Below are 16750 nucleotides of genomic sequence, written 5' to 3' on the forward strand. Positions count from 1 at the left end.
TCATTTTGCACTATATCTTCCAGCAATATTATGGTGTCAAAACGCTTGTCGCCTACAAGTTCATTATATAACCCATTAATTGCTGCGTCCTTTGCCTTTATGGCAAGTATCTGATTTTCTCTTGAAATAAGCCGGTTTAGTCCGGTTTGCTCATTCTCATCCTTTAAATGTACCCTCCCGCCTATAATTCCAACTCTTTTAATGGCATTTGAAAGAGAAACCTGAGCAGGCTCCATGGTCTCTATTTCAACATTCCTGGTTGTACTGCAACTAACTATAATTACAAGTAGAAACAGCAAGACAGTACTATTGTAATATCTTCTCATATAAACAGCTTTTATGCTTAGAACTAAATTTAAATTATTGTTCTATAGTTACTAAACACCTGTTTATATGGGATTATTGTCCTAAATGATAAAATAAGCACGCATTTTAGGAAGTCTTATTTATAGTTATTCCATCGCGTTAGGTTATTTTGACTCATGATATAATAGAATTTTCAAAATCGCCCCTATTCCATACCTTTGCCATCTGCAATTCTAAGTAATGCAAACAATAGATAAAAAAACCTTACAAGATTTAGAGTTCCCATTGGTATTGCAACAACTGTCAGACCGCTGTAGTACCGAACTGGGAAAGATAGCTGCTGTAGCTATTCAGCCAATATCAGTTAAAGAAGATCTAATAGAAGTATTGGGGCAAACTTCTGAATATCTGGCTTCTTTTAGCAATGACAATCGGATTCCAAATCACGGATTTGATTCCATAAACAATGAATTGCAGCTACTCAAAATAGAAAATACTACCTTGGAAATTTCGGGTTTCCGACGCATTGGCATTATCTGTACTTCGGTGAATACCCATAAAAAATTCTTTAGAAAATTTAAAGATTATTACCCCTCATTATTTGCCAGTACAGAACAAATAGAATCTAATTCCGAGATAACTACCAATATAGATTTGGTCATCGATCGTTTTGGTGAAGTAAAAGACAATGCATCTGAAGCATTAAAAGTCATACGCAGGCAAATAAACCAGGTTAAGGGTAAAATCAATCAAAGTTTTGCTACAGCCCTTAACACCTGTCAGTCTGCCGACTATTTAGACGAAATCAGGGAGTCTGTCGTAGAAAATCGGAGAGTACTGGCGGTTAAGGCCATGTACAGGCGGAAAGTAAAAGGTACTGTAATGGGAACCTCCAAAACCGGCAGTATAGTTTATATAGAACCTGAAGCTGCATTAAAATATAGCCGAGAGCTAAATAACCTTGAATTTGATGAAAAAGAGGAACTTCAAAAGATTCTTAATCAATTGACAAATCTGATCAGGCCTTACGAATATCTACTGCGTGAATATCAAAAATTTTTAACACAGATCGATATTACAGCTGCCAAGGCTAAATACGCAAGTGAAATGAACGCGCTTTTACCAGAAATAAATAACAATGGCAGACTTTATTTGCGAGATGCTTTCCATCCCTTGCTTCTTTTAAACAACAAAAGAAGTGGAGAAAAGACATGGCCGCAAACCATTGAGCTACATCCGGAGAAAAGGATAATCGTAATTTCGGGCCCAAATGCCGGAGGAAAAAGCATTACTCTAAAAACAATAGGATTACTTCAGGTTATGCTGCAAAGCGGGCTCTTGATTCCTGTTCATGAACGGAGTTCTTTATGTCTGTTTAAAAATATTCTTACAGATATAGGTGATAACCAATCTATAGAGAATCATTTGAGCACATACAGTTACAGACTTAAGAACATGAATCGGTTTCTTAAGAAGTGTAATAGGGATACTTTATTCCTTATTGATGAATTTGGAACTGGAAGTGATCCTGAATTAGGTGGTGCTCTTGCAGAGGCTTTTTTAGAGGTTTTCTATGAGCGCGGAGCGTTCGGTATTATTACTACCCACTATGCCAATCTAAAGGCTTTGGCGGATGAATTGCCACATACTACAAATGCAAATATGCTATTCAATTCCAAAACTCTGGAACCTACCTTTCAATTGGAGTTAGGACAACCCGGAAGCTCTTTTACTTTTGAAGTAGCGCAGAAAAATGGGATCCCATATAATTTAATCAATAAAGCCAAGAAGAAGGTTGAACGAGGCAAATTACGGTTTGATGCAACCATTGCTAAAATGCAAAAAGAGCGTAAGAAAATGGCTCAAACAGGCACCAGGCTTCAGGAAGAAGAGTCCAAAGCCAGGGATGAAGCTATGAGGTTGGAAAAACTGAATGCCAAAGTAAAATCGAAGTTGGAGAATTATCAGGAATTATATGACCATGACCAGAGAATGATCCACTTGGGTAATAAAGTGAATACCATAGCAGACAAATATTTTCAGGACAAAAAGAAACGTATTCTGGTTTCTGAACTTATTAGGATTGTGGAGACTGAAAATAGTAAACGCAAGAAAAAGTCTGCTACTCAAGCCAAAATAGAGCGGCAAAAAAAGGTTGAAACAGCGCAGGAAGTGCAGAAAGAGGTAAAAGTTATTCGTGAGAAAAAGAAGATAGAAAAGAAAAAAGCAGTTTTAAAAGAGAAAAATATACCGAGACCAGTTTTTAAGATTGGAGACCGGGTTAGACTGTTTGATGGCAGGGCGGTTGGCAGCATTGACAAACTCGAAAAAAATAAAGCTGTAGTCAATTACGGGATGTTTACCACCAATGTGAGTGTGGATCAATTGGAATTGGTTGAGGCTAAAAAATAGTTAATGACTATCATGATAAACAAAATTAGTTTTTTCACTAAGTTCAAAATGAAGCGTTTATCCTAAAGTAATACCAAACTTTCTTAAATACATTATAAAACAGATTGGAATCTGATTGTTTGGTTTTATTTTTGACTTGTGAAAGTGCAGGAAGATAAAAAAATTATATTGTTCGATGGCGTTTGCAACCTTTGCAATAGTGCCATTCAATTTGTCATTAAGCGTGATAAAAAAAACATTTATCAGTTTGCAGCTTTACAATCTGATATGGCTTCTTTACTCCTCAATGAAAGGGGGATTGATTCCTCACAGATAGATTCAATTATTCTGATCGATCCCAATATTGCATATTATACTAAATCTACAGCGGCCTTAGAGATCGGAAAGTCTTTTGGAGGTGGTTGGCGTCTTCTGGGTATTTTTAGATGGGTTCCAAAACCAATAAGGGATTGGGTCTATGATCTGGTGGCAAAAAACAGATATAGTTGGTTTGGGAAACAAAATGAATGTATGATCCCAAGCCCTGAACTAAAAGCAAAATTTCTGGATTAAACTGTCTGAAGCTAAAACTCTATATGCTTATTCTTTAAATCTTTTAATTGTAAGTGCTCCACTCATATATTCACTAAAAGCAGCCAGTCCTTAGTGGGTCTCTATATTTTTCGGGAATCCGTTAGAAAATATTTTTATAGGTTGATGTGCAGTATAAAGGCAGTGACCAGTTGCGCCGTGATTTCGTTTAACGCATTCATGAATTAGCACAAGACTTGTATCATTCTCAGGATAGATCTCCTCCACGGGATACATAGGAAAACAAATATTCAGTAGAATAGTATTAAAATTATTTTACTTCTTCATAAAATTCATCCCAGTCTTCAATACGAGGTTTGCCCAGTTTACCAACAGATTGGGCAACTACCATCGCCACGGTTGCATCACCTGTAACATTAATAATTGTCCGGCACATATCTAATGGGCGGTCAACAGCAAAAATAAGTGCCAGACCAATTGCCAGCTTGTCTGATGGAAAACCAATAGCTTCCAGAACAATTACCAGCATTACCATCCCTGCTCCGGGTACGGCCGCCGATCCAATTGATGCCAATAAGGCTGTGAGAACAATAGTTAATTGCCCCCCAAGGTTCAGATCAAAACCAAGAGCCTGAGCTATAAAAACAGCCGCAACACCCTGATATAAACTTGTACCATCCATATTGATAGTCGCCCCTACCGGGAGTACAAAACTAGACACCTCCTTGTCTACACCTATATGCTCCTCTACTCTTTCCATGGTAACGGGAAGTGTAGCCGCGCTCGAACTGGTAGAAAATGCCAATAGCTGAGCCGGACTAATCTCTTTTAAAAACCAGAAAGGGTTCTTCTTTGTATAAGTAGCCACTACAAGGGTGTAAAAAACAATCATTAAAAAAAGCCCTAATACTACCACTCCGGCATATTTCAATAACGCCAGTAATAGATCCGGGTCGCCGGAAGAAGCAACAACATTGGCTAATAATGCAAATACCGCAAACGGCGCGGTTAGCATAATTAAATCTACCATTTTCAGAACAACATAATTTAATGAATCAAAAAACTTCTTCAGCGGTTTAGCCCTTTTTTCACCTATTAAAAGCATGGAAATTCCCAGGAAAATGGTGAAAAATATTACCTGCAACATCAATCTGTTATCACTCAACGCTCCAAATGCATTATCGGGCACCATATCTTCTAAAAATTGCAGAGGCCCGACTTCTTTTCGCCTGGAAGCTTCTTCCAGTTTTGAAGTTACTCCACTGTCTGAAGCATAGGTCTCTGTTAATTTTGTAATTGTTTCTTCTGAAATGCCTTCACCTGGTTGCAAAATATTAACCAAAAGTAATCCGATAGTAATGGCAATAATTGTTGTGCATATATAAATGGCTATTGTTCGAAGTCCTATTTTTTTAAATTTTGAAATATCCTTTAAATCAGAAATCCCTTTAACTAAGGATGCCAGTATAAGAGGAATTGCAATTAGTTTAAGTAGTTTAACGAATATAGTCCCAAATGGGTTAATCCAATCCTGCACGAAACCACGACCCCATTCAATATAAGTCATTGCGAAGCCAAAAAGAAGGCCAAGGATCATCCCTATCAGGATTTGCCAATGCAATTCCAGTTTCCTCATATAAAAAGTTTAGATTAGAAAGATAGTATTTTGATAGGAAAACCCCTAAAAAAGCAAGTTTATAATTTTATGGTTCTGTTAAGCAATGTGAAATCTGCAAGTACTAATGCCGCCATGGCTTCAACTATTGGCACCGCCCTTGGTACCACACAGGGATCATGTCGGCCTTTACCCTGAGCTTTGACCATATTTCCGTCTTTATCAATAGTTTCATAAGACTGAATGACCGTAGCAACCGGTTTAAAGGCCACGTTAAAATAAATGTCCATACCATTGCTTATTCCCCCCTGTACGCCACCGCTGTTATTGGTGATCGTACTGCCATCTGCCTTATATTGATCGTTATGAACACTTCCTTTCATTTTAACCCCTTCGAAACCACTGCCATATTCAAATCCTTTAACTGCGTTAATAGATAACATAGCTTTGCCAAGATCGGCATGAAGCTTATCAAAAACAGGTTCTCCAAGGCCAACAGGGACATTCTTTATTACGCAGCTAATAATCCCACCTACAGTGTCTCCTTCTTTACGAATTTCTTTAATATAAGATTCCATATTCGCAGCAGTTTCCGGATCCGGACAGCGAACCGCATTACTTTCGGTAAGTTTTAAATCCAGTTCTGAATAGGGTTTTTCAAGTCGAAGAGAACCAACCTGAGAAACATAGGCTTGTATACTTATTTCATTTAAAAATTGTTTGGCGATAGCGCCGGCAACAACGCGGCTGGCTGTTTCGCGAGCAGAGCTTCTGCCACCTCCCCTATAGTCTCTAAATCCGTATTTTTTATCGTATACATAATCTGCATGCGAAGGGCGATATGAATCCTTTATATGAGAATAGTCTTTTGATTTTTGATTGGTGTTATAAATAGCAAAACCAATAGGCGTTCCGGTGGTCCTTCCTTCAAAAATACCCGAATAAAACACCACATTATCCGGTTCTTTGCGCTGCGTAACTATTGCCGACTGGCCCGGTTTTCTTCTATCCAGATCATTCTGAATTGCTTCCATATCCAGAATTATACCAGATGGACATCCATCTAAAACTCCCCCGATTGCTTTACCATGTGATTCACCAAAAGTTGTGAGTTTAAAAAGTGTTCCAAACGTATTACCAGCCATAAATTAGGATCTTTCTTATATAAAATTAAGAGCAATTACTCCTTTTTTCCCTAGCCAAAGATATATGTTAAATGAACGGAAACCAAAACGCGCCTCCAGTTAATATTAAGGTAACAATTGCCCGTTTATCTATGCCAAACTTAACCTTCGCATTATACAATAGTGACATTAGCTTAAAATAATATCATATCAATGGGTCTAAATTTGCATTTATATAATTGTTTATCCTTTGAAAAAGCGGAGTATAGATGTAGTAGTAATATCTGATGTGCACTTAGGCACCTTTGGAAGCCGTGCAGAAGAATTAATGGCTTATCTAAGTAGCATTGAACCTAAAAAATTAATTTTAAATGGGGATATTTTAGATATAGGGAAATTTAACAAACACTACTTTCCTGCGTCCCATTTGAGGATTCTAAAAAAAATTATAAGTATGGCTTCCAATGATACCGAAGTCATTTATATAACCGGTAATCACGACGACATGTTGCGTAAGTCTCGCAATACATTTATAGGGAACTTTAGTATACAAGACCAGTTAATTTTAGAATTAGATGGCAAAAAAGCCTGGTTTTTTCATGGAGACGTTTTTGATATTTCCATTCGATATGCAAAGTGGCTTCCTAAGTTAGGTGGCTATAGTTACGATCTCTTATTGCTTTTAAATAGAATTTTAAATTGGTTGTTTATTAAGCTTGGGAAAGAAAGATATTCACTGGCCAAGAAAATTAAAAACAGCACGAAAAATGCCGTAAAATATATTGACAATTTTGAACGAACAGCAATAAAAAGTGGAATAACCAAGGGTTATGATTATGTGATATGTGGTCATATTCACCAGCCCAAAAAGGAAATACTTGAGACAAAGAACGGGAAATGTACTTATCTTAATTCCGGTGATTGGGTTGAAAACCTTAGCGCTTTGGAGTATTCATTTAAGCGATGGAAAATCTATAAGTACAGCCATGACAAACTTTCGCCCTTTTTTGCAGATGAAGAATTAAAATCAATGGAACTAACTTAAATAATTGCCTCCGTTGAAATGAAACTGACCTCAAAACAACACACTGTTGAAAAAGAAGACAAATCAATTTACGTATAATGCCTTTTTTAAGATAGTTACAGGATGGAGAGCTTTCCGCTGTGTGCCATCTAAAATCTGATGTCTGCAACTAGTTCCATTCGCAGCTATAATTACATTTTTACCAGATTTCTTTATTGATGGAAACAGTTTTAACTCACCAATTTGCATACTCGTCTTATAATGCTCTTTTTCATAACCAAATGATCCTGCCATCCCGCAACAACCTGAAGCGATAATACTTACCTTATAATTTTCAGGAAGATTTAATATATCAAAAGTCACTTTTTGATCAGACAAGGCCTTTTGATGGCAGTGATTGTGTATTTTAATTGTAGCAGCCGACCTGGTAAATTGTTCTTTCCGTATGGTTCCATTTTTTATCTCATTGGACAAGAATTCCTCAATAAGAAAAGATTGCCGGGCAATTGCCTCAACTTTGTCCGAATTGCAGTGAAACCTTTTATATTCATCCCTGAAGCTTAGGATTGCCGATGGCTCTATTCCAAGAATTGGTATCCCGCGCTTCGCATATTCGTACAATGGCTCGATATTTTTTGTTGCCTGTTTTTTAGCTTCATTTAAAAAACCTTTTGAAATAAGTGCTCTACCACTTTCACCATGAAAGAGACTTACCTCATACCCCAAACCATGTAACAAATCTATTGCATCTTTACCAACCTCGGAATCCAGGTATCGGGTGAATTCATCAATAAACAAAAGTACCTTTTTCTTATTATTAACTGATTGTATATAAGACTTTTGAAGATATTTATTTAAATTAATGTTTGAAATATTAGGCAGCGTTCTTTCAGTCGCAATTCCTGAAAACTTTTTTATTGGATAGCTAAGTATTCGTGAATTATAAATCGTATTCGTTATTTTGGGAACAATACTTCCCAAAGCATTAAACCTGGTATTGTATGCGAATAGTTTATTCCTGAAACTATATCCGTTTGTCTCCTGATATTGATATAAAAATTCAGCTTTAAGGGTGGCAACGTCAACATTACTGGGACATTCACTGGCACAGGCCTTACAACTTAAGCAGAGGTCAAAGACTTCTTTTAGTTCATTGGAATCAAAACGGTTTGTCTCAGCGGAATTGGTGAGTACTTCACGAAGCATATTTGCACGTCCTCTGGTAGTATCCTTTTCATTCTTTGTCGCATGATAACTTGGACACATTCCCCCGGCTGCTTTATGGGTTTTCCTGCAATCCCCGCTGCCATTACATTTTTCAGCAGCTTTTAATATCCCCTCACTATCGGAGAAATCAAAAAGTGTATTTATATCGGGTTCAAGCCGATCTGTTTCGTACCGCAATGATTCATCCATGGGATAGGCATCCACAATTTTCCCAGGATTAAAAATATGATCAGGATCAAAATATGATTTTATTCTGGTAAGCAGTTTATAATTCTCCTCACCAAGCATCATAGGAATAAATTCGGCCCTAACAATACCATCTCCATGCTCCCCGCTAAATGACCCTCCATATTTTTTGGTGAGTTTAGCTACATCCGTTGTGATTGCCCTGAAAAGTGAAACATCCTCTGCACGTTTTAAATTCAGAATTGGTCTTAAATGAAGCTCGCCCGCACCTGCATGAGCGTAATAGACTGCATCCTGTTCATAGGCTTTCATTATCTTTGTGAATTCTCCTATAAAATCTTTTAAATCATCCAAAGAAACCGCAGTGTCCTCTATGCATGCTACAGCCTTCATATCCCCCACCATATTTCCTAAAAGGCCAAGACCTGCTTTTCTTAATGCAATTGCTTTTTTAATATCATTACCTCTCAGAATAGGATTGGCATAGCTCAGTCCGGAAGCTTCTATCGTTTTTAAGAGTTTTTCCAAATTTACTTCAAGACCTTCTTCCGAATTATCTTTTATCTCTAACATCAATAAAGCAGCAGGATCACCCTCAACAAAGAATCGGTTGGACAACTGTTCCCTATTATTTTTTGTGCAATCTAAAATCACTTTATCCATCATTTCGCATAAATGCAAATTATGCTTCATTACAGGCACAACATCCTGAAGACAATCTTCCAGATTTTTATAATGGGTAACTACCATAGCCGCAATTGGAGGGGGACTATCATCTAATTGTAAAGTGATTTCCGTAGTAAAGGCAAGTGTTCCTTCACTCCCACTTAGTAATTTACAAATATTAATTTCGTCCTCGGGACCACCAAAAAGCTTGCTACGCAATAACTCATCTACTGCGTAACCGGTATTTCTTCGGTGAATGCTGGCTTTAGGAAATTGATCCTTGATATTTTGCCGTATTTTTTTGTTGTCTAACTCAGTAAATAATTCCCTGTATATAGATCCTTCAAGGGTTTTCAATCCCATTTTTTTTCTATATTCTGAAGGTGTAATAGATTTAAAGGTTGCCTGGGAACCATCTGAAAGTATTGTTTTTAAAGCAATGATTTTATCTCGTGTTACCCCATATTGAATAGATGTTGTCCCGCTCGAATTATTTCCTACCATACCTCCTATCATACAACGGTTAGAGGTTGATGTATTTGGCCCGAAAAACAAACCAAACTCTTTGAGATATTCATTGAGTTCGTCTCTGATAACTCCAGGTTGAACTTTGACTGTTTTCTTTTCTATATCAAGTTTAAGAATTTTAGTCTGATGTGTGGATACGTCAACAACTATTCCATCTCCAACGCATTGTCCGGCTAATGAGGTGCCTGCAGTTCTGGGAATTAGCCCAACACCATGTTGTTTTGCAAAAAGAATTAGTTTAACAATGTCATTTTCATCTTTGGGAAAGGCTACACCTATAGGTACTTTTCTGTATACCGAAGCATCAGTTGCATACAGCGCCCTGGTAATTTTATCAATATGTAAAGTGCCGTCGAGGCTACTCCTAAGATCTGTTAAAAAAATTTTATCCAATCTTGAACAATTTTAGGTACAAAATTAAGTTTTTATTAGCTGAGAGCGATTTTAAACCTAAACTAAAATCAGAACATATGAAAATTTTAAATCCGGTTTTACTACTAGCATGTCTTTTTACAATTACAATCAGCGCACAGGAAATTTCCGATAATGCGATTGGTCTTCGTCTTGGTGACAGTGATGGCTTTGGCGCAGAAATTTCATATCAAAGATTATTGAGCAGATATCACAGATTGGAATTAAATTTAGGCTGGAGGGACAGCAGAGAATATAACGCTTTTAAAATAACTGGTCTTTACGAATGGGTGCGCCATATAGATGGCAATTTTAACTGGTTCTATGGTGTAGGCGCAGGATTTGGAAGCGCGAATTTTGAGGCTGTACCAGGAAATGGTACTGCTGAACCATTTACTCCTGATGGAGGTTTTTTTGTTTTGATAGCCGGAAATGTTGGCGTTGAATATAACTTTGATATCCCTCTATTATTATCACTCGATATAAGACCAGAAGTTGGTATATTGGGCTATAATGATTTTTCAGATAATTTTGACTTTGATATAGCCCTCGGAATCCGTTATCAGTTTTGACAATACCATTTTAGAATTAATATGTCCTTAACATAACCTTATGTCTAAGGACTTTTTTTATTATGCTTTATATAATTACCTTTGCCCATCTTATTTAAAAAACGATGAAAAATTACTTTTTTACAGCATTGCTATTAGGAATTCTTATGGCATGTAACACAACTCCTGAAGGCTATAATCTGAAAGGTACTTTAACTGGTGAATTGGAAAACGGGACACAGGTTTTCCTTAAAAAAAACGATGGAACAAATCAGTTAGTAGAGGTAGACACAACCACCATAGAAAATGGTCAGTATACATTTACCGGAACTTCAGCATTACCGGAACTTCATTATTTAGTAATAAACGAGGTACGAGGTACTATTCCGGTAGTTCTCGAAAACGGTTCTATTGAGGTCAGCGCACAAATAGACAGCCTGGCTTTCGCTAAAATGAAAGGTACCTTACAAAATGATTTATTCGCCGACTTCCTTGTGGAATCAAGAAGTTTTGCTAAGAGGGCAAGATCTATGACTGATGAAATGAGGAACGCCAGAGCTCTGCAGGATTCTGCTGCTATAACATCTTTAAGGGATGAATACTTCGAATTACAAGAAATAGCCAAGACTTTCGAACTCAAATTTGCTAAAGAACATCCAGAGGCACTTATTTCGGCATTGATCATTGAAAAGGTATTGACAACCAAAGCACTTCCCGAAAATGAAGTAAGGGAATTGTATGATGCACTCAGCCCTAATATTAAGGAAACTGTAGTTGGTCAGCGAATTAAGAGTACACTTGATAAGCTTGCAAGTACCTCAATTGGTGTAAAAGCTCCAAATTTTTCTGCTCCTACCCCTACTGGTGATGAATTGGCTCTCAATGATGTTTTGGGAAAAGTAACGATAGTAGATTTTTGGGCAGCATGGTGTAAGCCGTGCAGAGCGGAAAATCCCAATGTAGTTCAGGTTTACAATAAATACCATGATAAGGGTTTGAATATTCTTGGGGTTTCTTTAGACAGACGGGCAGAAGACTGGACCAAAGCTATTGAAGACGATGGTTTGGTCTGGAACCATGTTTCTAATGTTAAATATTTTGATGAAATTGCGGAACTTTATAATGTTAAGGCAATCCCTGCAACATTCATTCTGGATGAAAACGGAGTAATCATTGCTAAAGATTTAAGAGGCCCTGCCCTTGAAAATAAAATTAGCGAACTACTTCAGTAGAAGAAATTGTGAATAACAAAAAGCCCTGATGTTTTGAACATCAGGGCTTTTTCATTTAATCTAAAAGTTCTTTAAAACTTATCCTGAATATCGTCGAATTCACCTGCTATGGTAACGTTATCCCCGATTTTAACATCACCAAAAATATTCACTACAGATTCAGTTCCTATAAATTCTATTGTAGATCCATCTTTTAAGTCTAAATCCCCATAAATAGTAAGGTCTCCTTCTATTCTTAAAGTCGCTCCTTCTTCAATTTTAATTTCTTTCCTTTTCCTATTTCTTCCTACTAATAGGTTGCCGTTCATTTCTAATAGACCGCTATCCTTTTTAATATCCACGTCATTGATAACCGTCCAGGAACCGCACATTAATAAGGATCCTTCTACCTGGATAGAATTAAATCTCTTGGCACCACTAAAGGCAATGTCCTGTCCTTCATTAATAACCAATTTACTGGTCCCATCATATTCAGGGAGCGTGGCACATGTCGCCGCCAAGCTTTGTGACAATCTATTGAGTTTTATGATCTGTAAACCTTCCGCTCCTGAAGCGGCAAAAGCATAATCTCCCTTAGATTCCACATAATTAACGGAACCATTAATCTGTATTACTCCGTAAGGTGAGGCACTAGGTCCTCTGTCTTCAGATAAGGAAAGCCCGGCACCACCATTGGCCATTAATATTATATCCTTGTTAAAAGCAACTGCATTATTAACCACATCTCCTGTTGCAGTGTTATTGGGGTCGATAATTATCGGTATGTACTGCAGCAGGGTACCTGAACTATATGAATATAATCCAACTCCCTTGCTTCCTTCTGCTACAACAATTTTATCATCTATAAAATCAACCGTTCTTTTGGTATAAGCCCCAAAATCTGAATTGATTGCTATTTCCTTTTTGGTGTTTAAATTATCATCTAAAATGCGCAAGCCAAAGGCTGCATCTAATACCACTACTCTATTATTGCTAAACGCCAATGACCTGAGGTCTGAAAATAATTCCTCCTCTTTAACATCAAAGTCTTTGGAATCATAAATCGTAACAGATCCTTCTTTTCCACTGGTTACATAAACTTCTTTGCCATCTACACGAACATCTGTTGAATTATCACCAGGTTGGTATCCGTAAAGTACCCCGGCACTTAAATCCATAGTTCCTCCGGCATTGATTTTTATTTTGGTTACAAAAGAACTTGACAAAGCAGTTAAAGAAGCCTCTTGATTAAGACCTCCAACTGCATACAGATATCCATCTGAATATTGTAATGAGTTAATATCAGAATTTAAATAGATTAGTCTTGAAGTTACTACGGGATTATGAGGATCAGCTACATTTATAATATCAATGGCTCCAAAATAATCTTCGCCGGCTAAATTATAAGAAACATATGCGAAATCACCATCAACATCAACATGTGAAGCCGTCAATACAGTACTTCCACCAAAGCTTGGCGGACTTACCTGGGCAACAAGTGTAATAGGGTAATCTCCCGCTTCATCCGCCTTGGCGGCAGAGAATTGTTTATTTGTGTTTTGTTCATCTTCAAAAATATCCAGTACTCCGGAATTTTCGAAATTAATACTACCGCTTAACTTTACTAAATCGTTTTCCACCACGAGATTCTCCTGCAGTTCATCAACGAATACAGTGGTTTCGTCATTACAAGACACAAAAAAGGCCATTGAGGCCATAAGTAAAAGGGGGATCCTTTTAGTCATAAGTAGGTATTTTAAATTAATTTGGGCAATTAACTAACGACAAAAGAACAAAAAAGGTATATAATACCAGGTATTTTTTCGTCAAAATATAAGATTTAGACGACACCGAATTAACTTTTTCTGCAGCATTTATAGATTTATGCTTATTTTTTGTACAGATTTATTCAAATTTTACCTAGTTTCTCCAGGACAAACAGAATAATTATCGGGATAGCCAGAAGAATCACCATTAGTGTATCTGTAATTATTAAATCTGGTTTAAATAGCAAGGTTATAGCATATCCGCCTATAGCCCCACCAAAGTGAGCGGTATGTCCAATATTACCCAACCGCTTTTTCATCCCATAGATGGAGTATAACATATAGGCAAGACCAAGAATATATGCCGGGATAGGAATTGGTATAAACATGATTCCAAGCTGCATATCAGGTTGTAATAATATCGCTGCATATAATATGCCGGTTACGGCACCACTTGCTCCCACAGCGCTATAAAAAGGTTCATCCTTATGAAAAAACAAGGCTAGTAAACTTCCGGCTATAAGGCTAACAAAATAAATAATTAAAAATTTTTCCCAGCCAAACCAATTAATTACAACCGGGGCAAAGAAATATAAGGTAAACATATTCATAAAGAGATGGGAAAAATCCACATGAAGAAATCCTGAAGTAACCACTCTATCGCGTTGCCCTGCCTTTATTGCCCCTATTGCAAACTTATAGCGATCGAAAAACACAACATCGTTAAAACCTTTGAGCGATATCAAAACATTTACAGCCATTACTGCGATCGTTGCAAGATGCATATTCATAAAAATATCAATTTAATTAAGCGCCAAATATAGCTATATTTGCCCATATTTATTTTACGCATGCAACTTCTGGTATATATTCTCGCCTATCCCTTTTTATGGTTAATTTCTATACTTCCATATAGGTTATTCTACTTTTTTTCCGATATAGTTTATGTTCTGGTGTACCGTATTATTGGTTATAGAAAAAAAGTTGTAAATACGAATTTAACTCTGGTTTTTCCGAATAAAAGTGACAAGGAGATAAAAAAGATTCAAAAGGCGTTTTATAAACATATGTGCGATATGTTTCTTGAAACCATCAAGACCCTAAATATTAGTGAAGAAGAATTAAAAAAGCGCTATGCCTTACCCAATATTGATTTACTACTTGAAGTGGAGAAAAAACGAAGTATTTTGGTAATGTTTCCTCATTATGGTAATTGGGAATGGAGTATCATCGTAAATCGTTATGTAAAGTCAAAAGGATTTGCGATATATCAAAAAATTGGTAACGTATATTTTGATCGATTGATAAAAAAAATTCGTGCGATATGGAGTACAACACCTATTTCTCAGAAAGAGACGGTAATAACCATGGCACGAAATCATCAAAATGGCATAAAAGGAGTATATGGAATTGTAAGTGATCAATCGCCACAGGCACACCTGGCGCAATACTGGACCAAATTTATGAATATTACTGTCCCTGTTTTTAATGGCCCTGAAGTACTCGCAAGAAAGTATGACCACGCCGCTGTGTTTGCTAAAGTAACTAAGGTTAAACGTGGCTATTACAAGACCCAATTTATTCCCATTGCACTGGAAGGTAGTAAAACCAAAGAGAATGAAATTACCAATCAATTCCTGAAATTAACCGAGGAGGAAATTATAGAGAATCCGGCATATTATCTGTGGACACACAAGCGGTGGAAACACAGTGATAAAGTGCCTGAAAAGTATCTTTAATCCTGATGAAGCCTACTAAATCAGATCCCGGCAATTTCGCTTATCTCGCCTATAATTCTATCAGCAAGAGAATCAGCCTCAGATTGCGTCTTTGCCTCAGTATATACTCGTATAATTGGTTCTGTATTGGATTTCCTCAAATGCACCCAATTTTCCGGAAAGTCTACCTTTACCCCATCAATAGTTGAGACTTCTTCTTTACTATATTTTTTTTCCATAGAAACTAAGATCTCATCAACATCAAGTTCCGGTGTTAGTTGAATTTTCTTCTTGCTCATATAGTAACTTGGATAACTGTCGCGCAAGTCCTTTACAGAACCTCCTTTCTCTGCCATAAGCATTAAAAATAAGGCGGTACCTACAAGAGAGTCTCGTCCGTAATGGCTTTCAGGATAGATAATTCCACCATTGCCCTCTCCTCCAATTATAGCATTATTGGCCTTCATTTTCTTCACTACATTCACTTCACCAACTGCTGCTGCCTCATAGATTCCTTTATGCTTTAGAGTAATATCCCTGAGGGCCCTTGAAGAAGACAAATTGGAAACCGTGTTTCCTTTTGTCTTACCCAGAACATAGTCTGCACAAGCCACCAGGGTGTATTCTTCACCAAACATTTCGCCATCATTACTAATGAATGCCAAACGATCTACATCGGGATCAACTACTATTCCAAAATCAGCTTTTTCCTTTACCACAAGCTCACAGATATCTCCCAAATGTTCTTTTAAAGGTTCAGGATTATGCGGAAAATGTCCGGTGGGATCACAATACAACTTAATGACTTCAACTCCTAAAGAATCAAGTAATTTGGGAATGGCAATGCCTCCTGTAGAATTAACACCGTCCACTACCACTTTAAATTTGGCTTTTTTAATGGTATCTGCGTCAATTAATGGCAAATTAAGAACTTCATCAATATGTATATCTATATAAGCGTCATTACTGGTAATCGCTCCAAGTTCATCTACTTCAGAAAAATTAAAATCTTCTTTTTCCGCCAATTGAAGAATAATTGCCCCTTCGTCTGCATCAAGAAATTCGCCCTTTTCATTTAGTAGTTTTAAGGCATTCCATTGTTTTGGATTGTGACTTGCGGTAAGTATAATTCCTCCATTGGCGTTTTCCAACGGAACTGCTATTTCCACTGTAGGTGTGGTGGACAACCCAAGGTCTATGACATCTATTCCCAGTCCGACCAAAGTGGATACAACTAAATTCTGAATCATTTCTCCTGAAAGACGGGCATCCCTACCTACAACTACCTTTAAATTATCGGATTGGGAATAACTTTTTAGCCATGTGCCATAAGCTGCTGCAAATTTTACGGTATCAATGGGAGTGAGATTATCGCCAGGCTTCCCGCCTATTGTACCTCTTATGCCTGAAATAGATTTTATTAATGTCATAAAATTTTAAATAGTTTTTACAAATATACATGTCTTAGCAATTA

Annotated in this window: 13 protein-coding genes and 1 pseudogene; 6 read left to right on the forward strand and 8 right to left on the reverse strand. The window is 37.1% G+C overall.

The genetic code is table 11. From position 1 onward, the window contains the following. Positions 1 to 326 (reverse strand): hypothetical protein (locus Q0X66_RS00130; protein ID WP_297702442.1); only part of this gene is annotated, 326 nt, incomplete at its 3' end. A 220-nt stretch (positions 327 to 546) separates the two neighbouring features. Here Q0X66_RS00130 and Q0X66_RS00135 point away from each other — a divergent pair. Both Q0X66_RS00135 and Q0X66_RS00140 read left to right on the forward strand, forming a co-directional pair. Further along, positions 547 to 2718: a DNA mismatch repair protein MutS gene (locus Q0X66_RS00135; protein ID WP_297702443.1), complete on the forward strand. Its 2172-nt coding sequence runs from the start codon at positions 547 to 549 to the stop codon at positions 2716 to 2718. A 138-nt stretch (positions 2719 to 2856) separates the two neighbouring features. Next, entirely contained in the window at positions 2857 to 3270 is a 414-nt protein-coding gene (locus Q0X66_RS00140; protein WP_297702444.1) for a thiol-disulfide oxidoreductase DCC family protein, read from the forward strand. Between the two features lie 174 nt (positions 3271 to 3444). Here Q0X66_RS00140 and Q0X66_RS00145 read toward each other — a convergent pair. From Q0X66_RS00145 to aroC, 3 genes and pseudogenes are all read right to left on the reverse strand, one after another. Further along, positions 3445 to 3543, reverse strand: a pseudogene (locus Q0X66_RS00145) (hypothetical protein); the annotation flags it as partial. Positions 3544 to 3559: 16 nt separating this feature from the next. Then, positions 3560 to 4885 (reverse strand): dicarboxylate/amino acid:cation symporter, encoded by a 1326-nt coding sequence (locus Q0X66_RS00150; protein WP_297702445.1) that lies wholly within the window; start codon positions 4883 to 4885, stop codon positions 3560 to 3562. Positions 4886 to 4944: 59 nt separating this feature from the next. Further along, positions 4945 to 6009: a chorismate synthase gene (gene aroC / locus Q0X66_RS00155; RefSeq protein WP_297702446.1), complete on the reverse strand. Its 1065-nt coding sequence runs from the start codon at positions 6007 to 6009 to the stop codon at positions 4945 to 4947. A 229-nt stretch (positions 6010 to 6238) separates the two neighbouring features. Between aroC and Q0X66_RS00160 the strand changes: the two genes are divergently transcribed. Beyond that, the gene (locus tag Q0X66_RS00160; RefSeq protein WP_297702447.1) at positions 6239 to 7033 is read left to right on the forward strand and encodes a UDP-2,3-diacylglucosamine diphosphatase; all 795 of its coding nucleotides are present in this window, start codon (positions 6239 to 6241) and stop codon (positions 7031 to 7033) included. 63 nt (positions 7034 to 7096) lie between these two features. On the opposite strand, the gene Q0X66_RS00165 is transcribed toward Q0X66_RS00160, so the two are convergent. Then, positions 7097 to 10012 carry an FAD-binding and (Fe-S)-binding domain-containing protein gene (locus tag Q0X66_RS00165; RefSeq protein ID WP_297702448.1) on the reverse strand — a complete coding sequence of 972 codons (2916 nt, stop codon included), beginning with the start codon at positions 10010 to 10012 and terminating at the stop codon, positions 7097 to 7099. A gap of 77 nt (positions 10013 to 10089) precedes the next feature. Between Q0X66_RS00165 and Q0X66_RS00170 the strand changes: the two genes are divergently transcribed. Together Q0X66_RS00170 and Q0X66_RS00175 are read left to right on the forward strand one after the other, a co-directional pair. After that, the gene (locus Q0X66_RS00170) at positions 10090 to 10602 is read left to right on the forward strand and encodes a hypothetical protein (protein WP_297702449.1); all 513 of its coding nucleotides are present in this window, start codon (positions 10090 to 10092) and stop codon (positions 10600 to 10602) included. 104 nt (positions 10603 to 10706) lie between these two features. Next, entirely contained in the window at positions 10707 to 11813 is a 1107-nt protein-coding gene (locus tag Q0X66_RS00175) for a TlpA disulfide reductase family protein (RefSeq protein ID WP_297702450.1), read from the forward strand. 71 nt (positions 11814 to 11884) lie between these two features. Here Q0X66_RS00175 and Q0X66_RS00180 read toward each other — a convergent pair whose 3' ends face one another. After that, complete coding sequence (locus tag Q0X66_RS00180; protein ID WP_297702451.1) at positions 11885 to 13537, reverse strand: hypothetical protein; 1653 nt, start codon at positions 13535 to 13537, stop codon at positions 11885 to 11887. Between the two features lie 164 nt (positions 13538 to 13701). Further along, a complete protein-coding gene (locus Q0X66_RS00185; protein ID WP_297702452.1) occupies positions 13702 to 14349 on the reverse strand; it encodes a rhomboid family intramembrane serine protease in 648 nt (215 codons plus the stop codon). A gap of 60 nt (positions 14350 to 14409) precedes the next feature. Here Q0X66_RS00185 and Q0X66_RS00190 point away from each other — a divergent pair, with 60 nt between their 5' ends. Continuing rightward, positions 14410 to 15297: a lipid A biosynthesis acyltransferase gene (locus tag Q0X66_RS00190; protein ID WP_297702677.1), complete on the forward strand. Its 888-nt coding sequence runs from the start codon at positions 14410 to 14412 to the stop codon at positions 15295 to 15297. 20 nt (positions 15298 to 15317) lie between these two features. Here the strand turns inward: Q0X66_RS00190 and glmM are convergent, their stop codons facing one another. Further along, positions 15318 to 16706 carry a phosphoglucosamine mutase gene (glmM, locus tag Q0X66_RS00195; protein WP_297702453.1) on the reverse strand — a complete coding sequence of 463 codons (1389 nt, stop codon included), beginning with the start codon at positions 16704 to 16706 and terminating at the stop codon, positions 15318 to 15320. Positions 16707 to 16750: the final 44 nt, after the last annotated feature.

Source organism: uncultured Eudoraea sp., assembly GCF_947260015.1.
In the GTDB taxonomy this organism is placed as follows: domain Bacteria; phylum Bacteroidota; class Bacteroidia; order Flavobacteriales; family Flavobacteriaceae; genus Eudoraea.

What these genes read in the sequence shown, in the direction of transcription:
- Q0X66_RS00135 (WP_297702443.1), top strand. Translation starts at nt 547, where the DNA reads ATGCAAACAATAGATAAAAAAACCTTACAAGATTTAGAGTTCCCATTG.
- Q0X66_RS00150 (WP_297702445.1), bottom strand. Translation starts at nt 4,885, where the DNA reads ATGAGGAAACTGGAATTGCATTGGCAAATCCTGATAGGGATGATCCTT.
- aroC (WP_297702446.1), bottom strand. Translation starts at nt 6,009, where the DNA reads ATGGCTGGTAATACGTTTGGAACACTTTTTAAACTCACAACTTTTGGT.
- Q0X66_RS00170 (WP_297702449.1), top strand. Translation starts at nt 10,090, where the DNA reads ATGAAAATTTTAAATCCGGTTTTACTACTAGCATGTCTTTTTACAATT.
- Q0X66_RS00175 (WP_297702450.1), top strand. Translation starts at nt 10,707, where the DNA reads ATGAAAAATTACTTTTTTACAGCATTGCTATTAGGAATTCTTATGGCA.
- Q0X66_RS00180 (WP_297702451.1), bottom strand. Translation starts at nt 13,537, where the DNA reads ATGACTAAAAGGATCCCCCTTTTACTTATGGCCTCAATGGCCTTTTTT.
- Q0X66_RS00185 (WP_297702452.1), bottom strand. Translation starts at nt 14,349, where the DNA reads ATGAATATGCATCTTGCAACGATCGCAGTAATGGCTGTAAATGTTTTG.
- Q0X66_RS00190 (WP_297702677.1), top strand. Translation starts at nt 14,410, where the DNA reads ATGCAACTTCTGGTATATATTCTCGCCTATCCCTTTTTATGGTTAATT.
- glmM (WP_297702453.1), bottom strand. Translation starts at nt 16,706, where the DNA reads ATGACATTAATAAAATCTATTTCAGGCATAAGAGGTACAATAGGCGGG.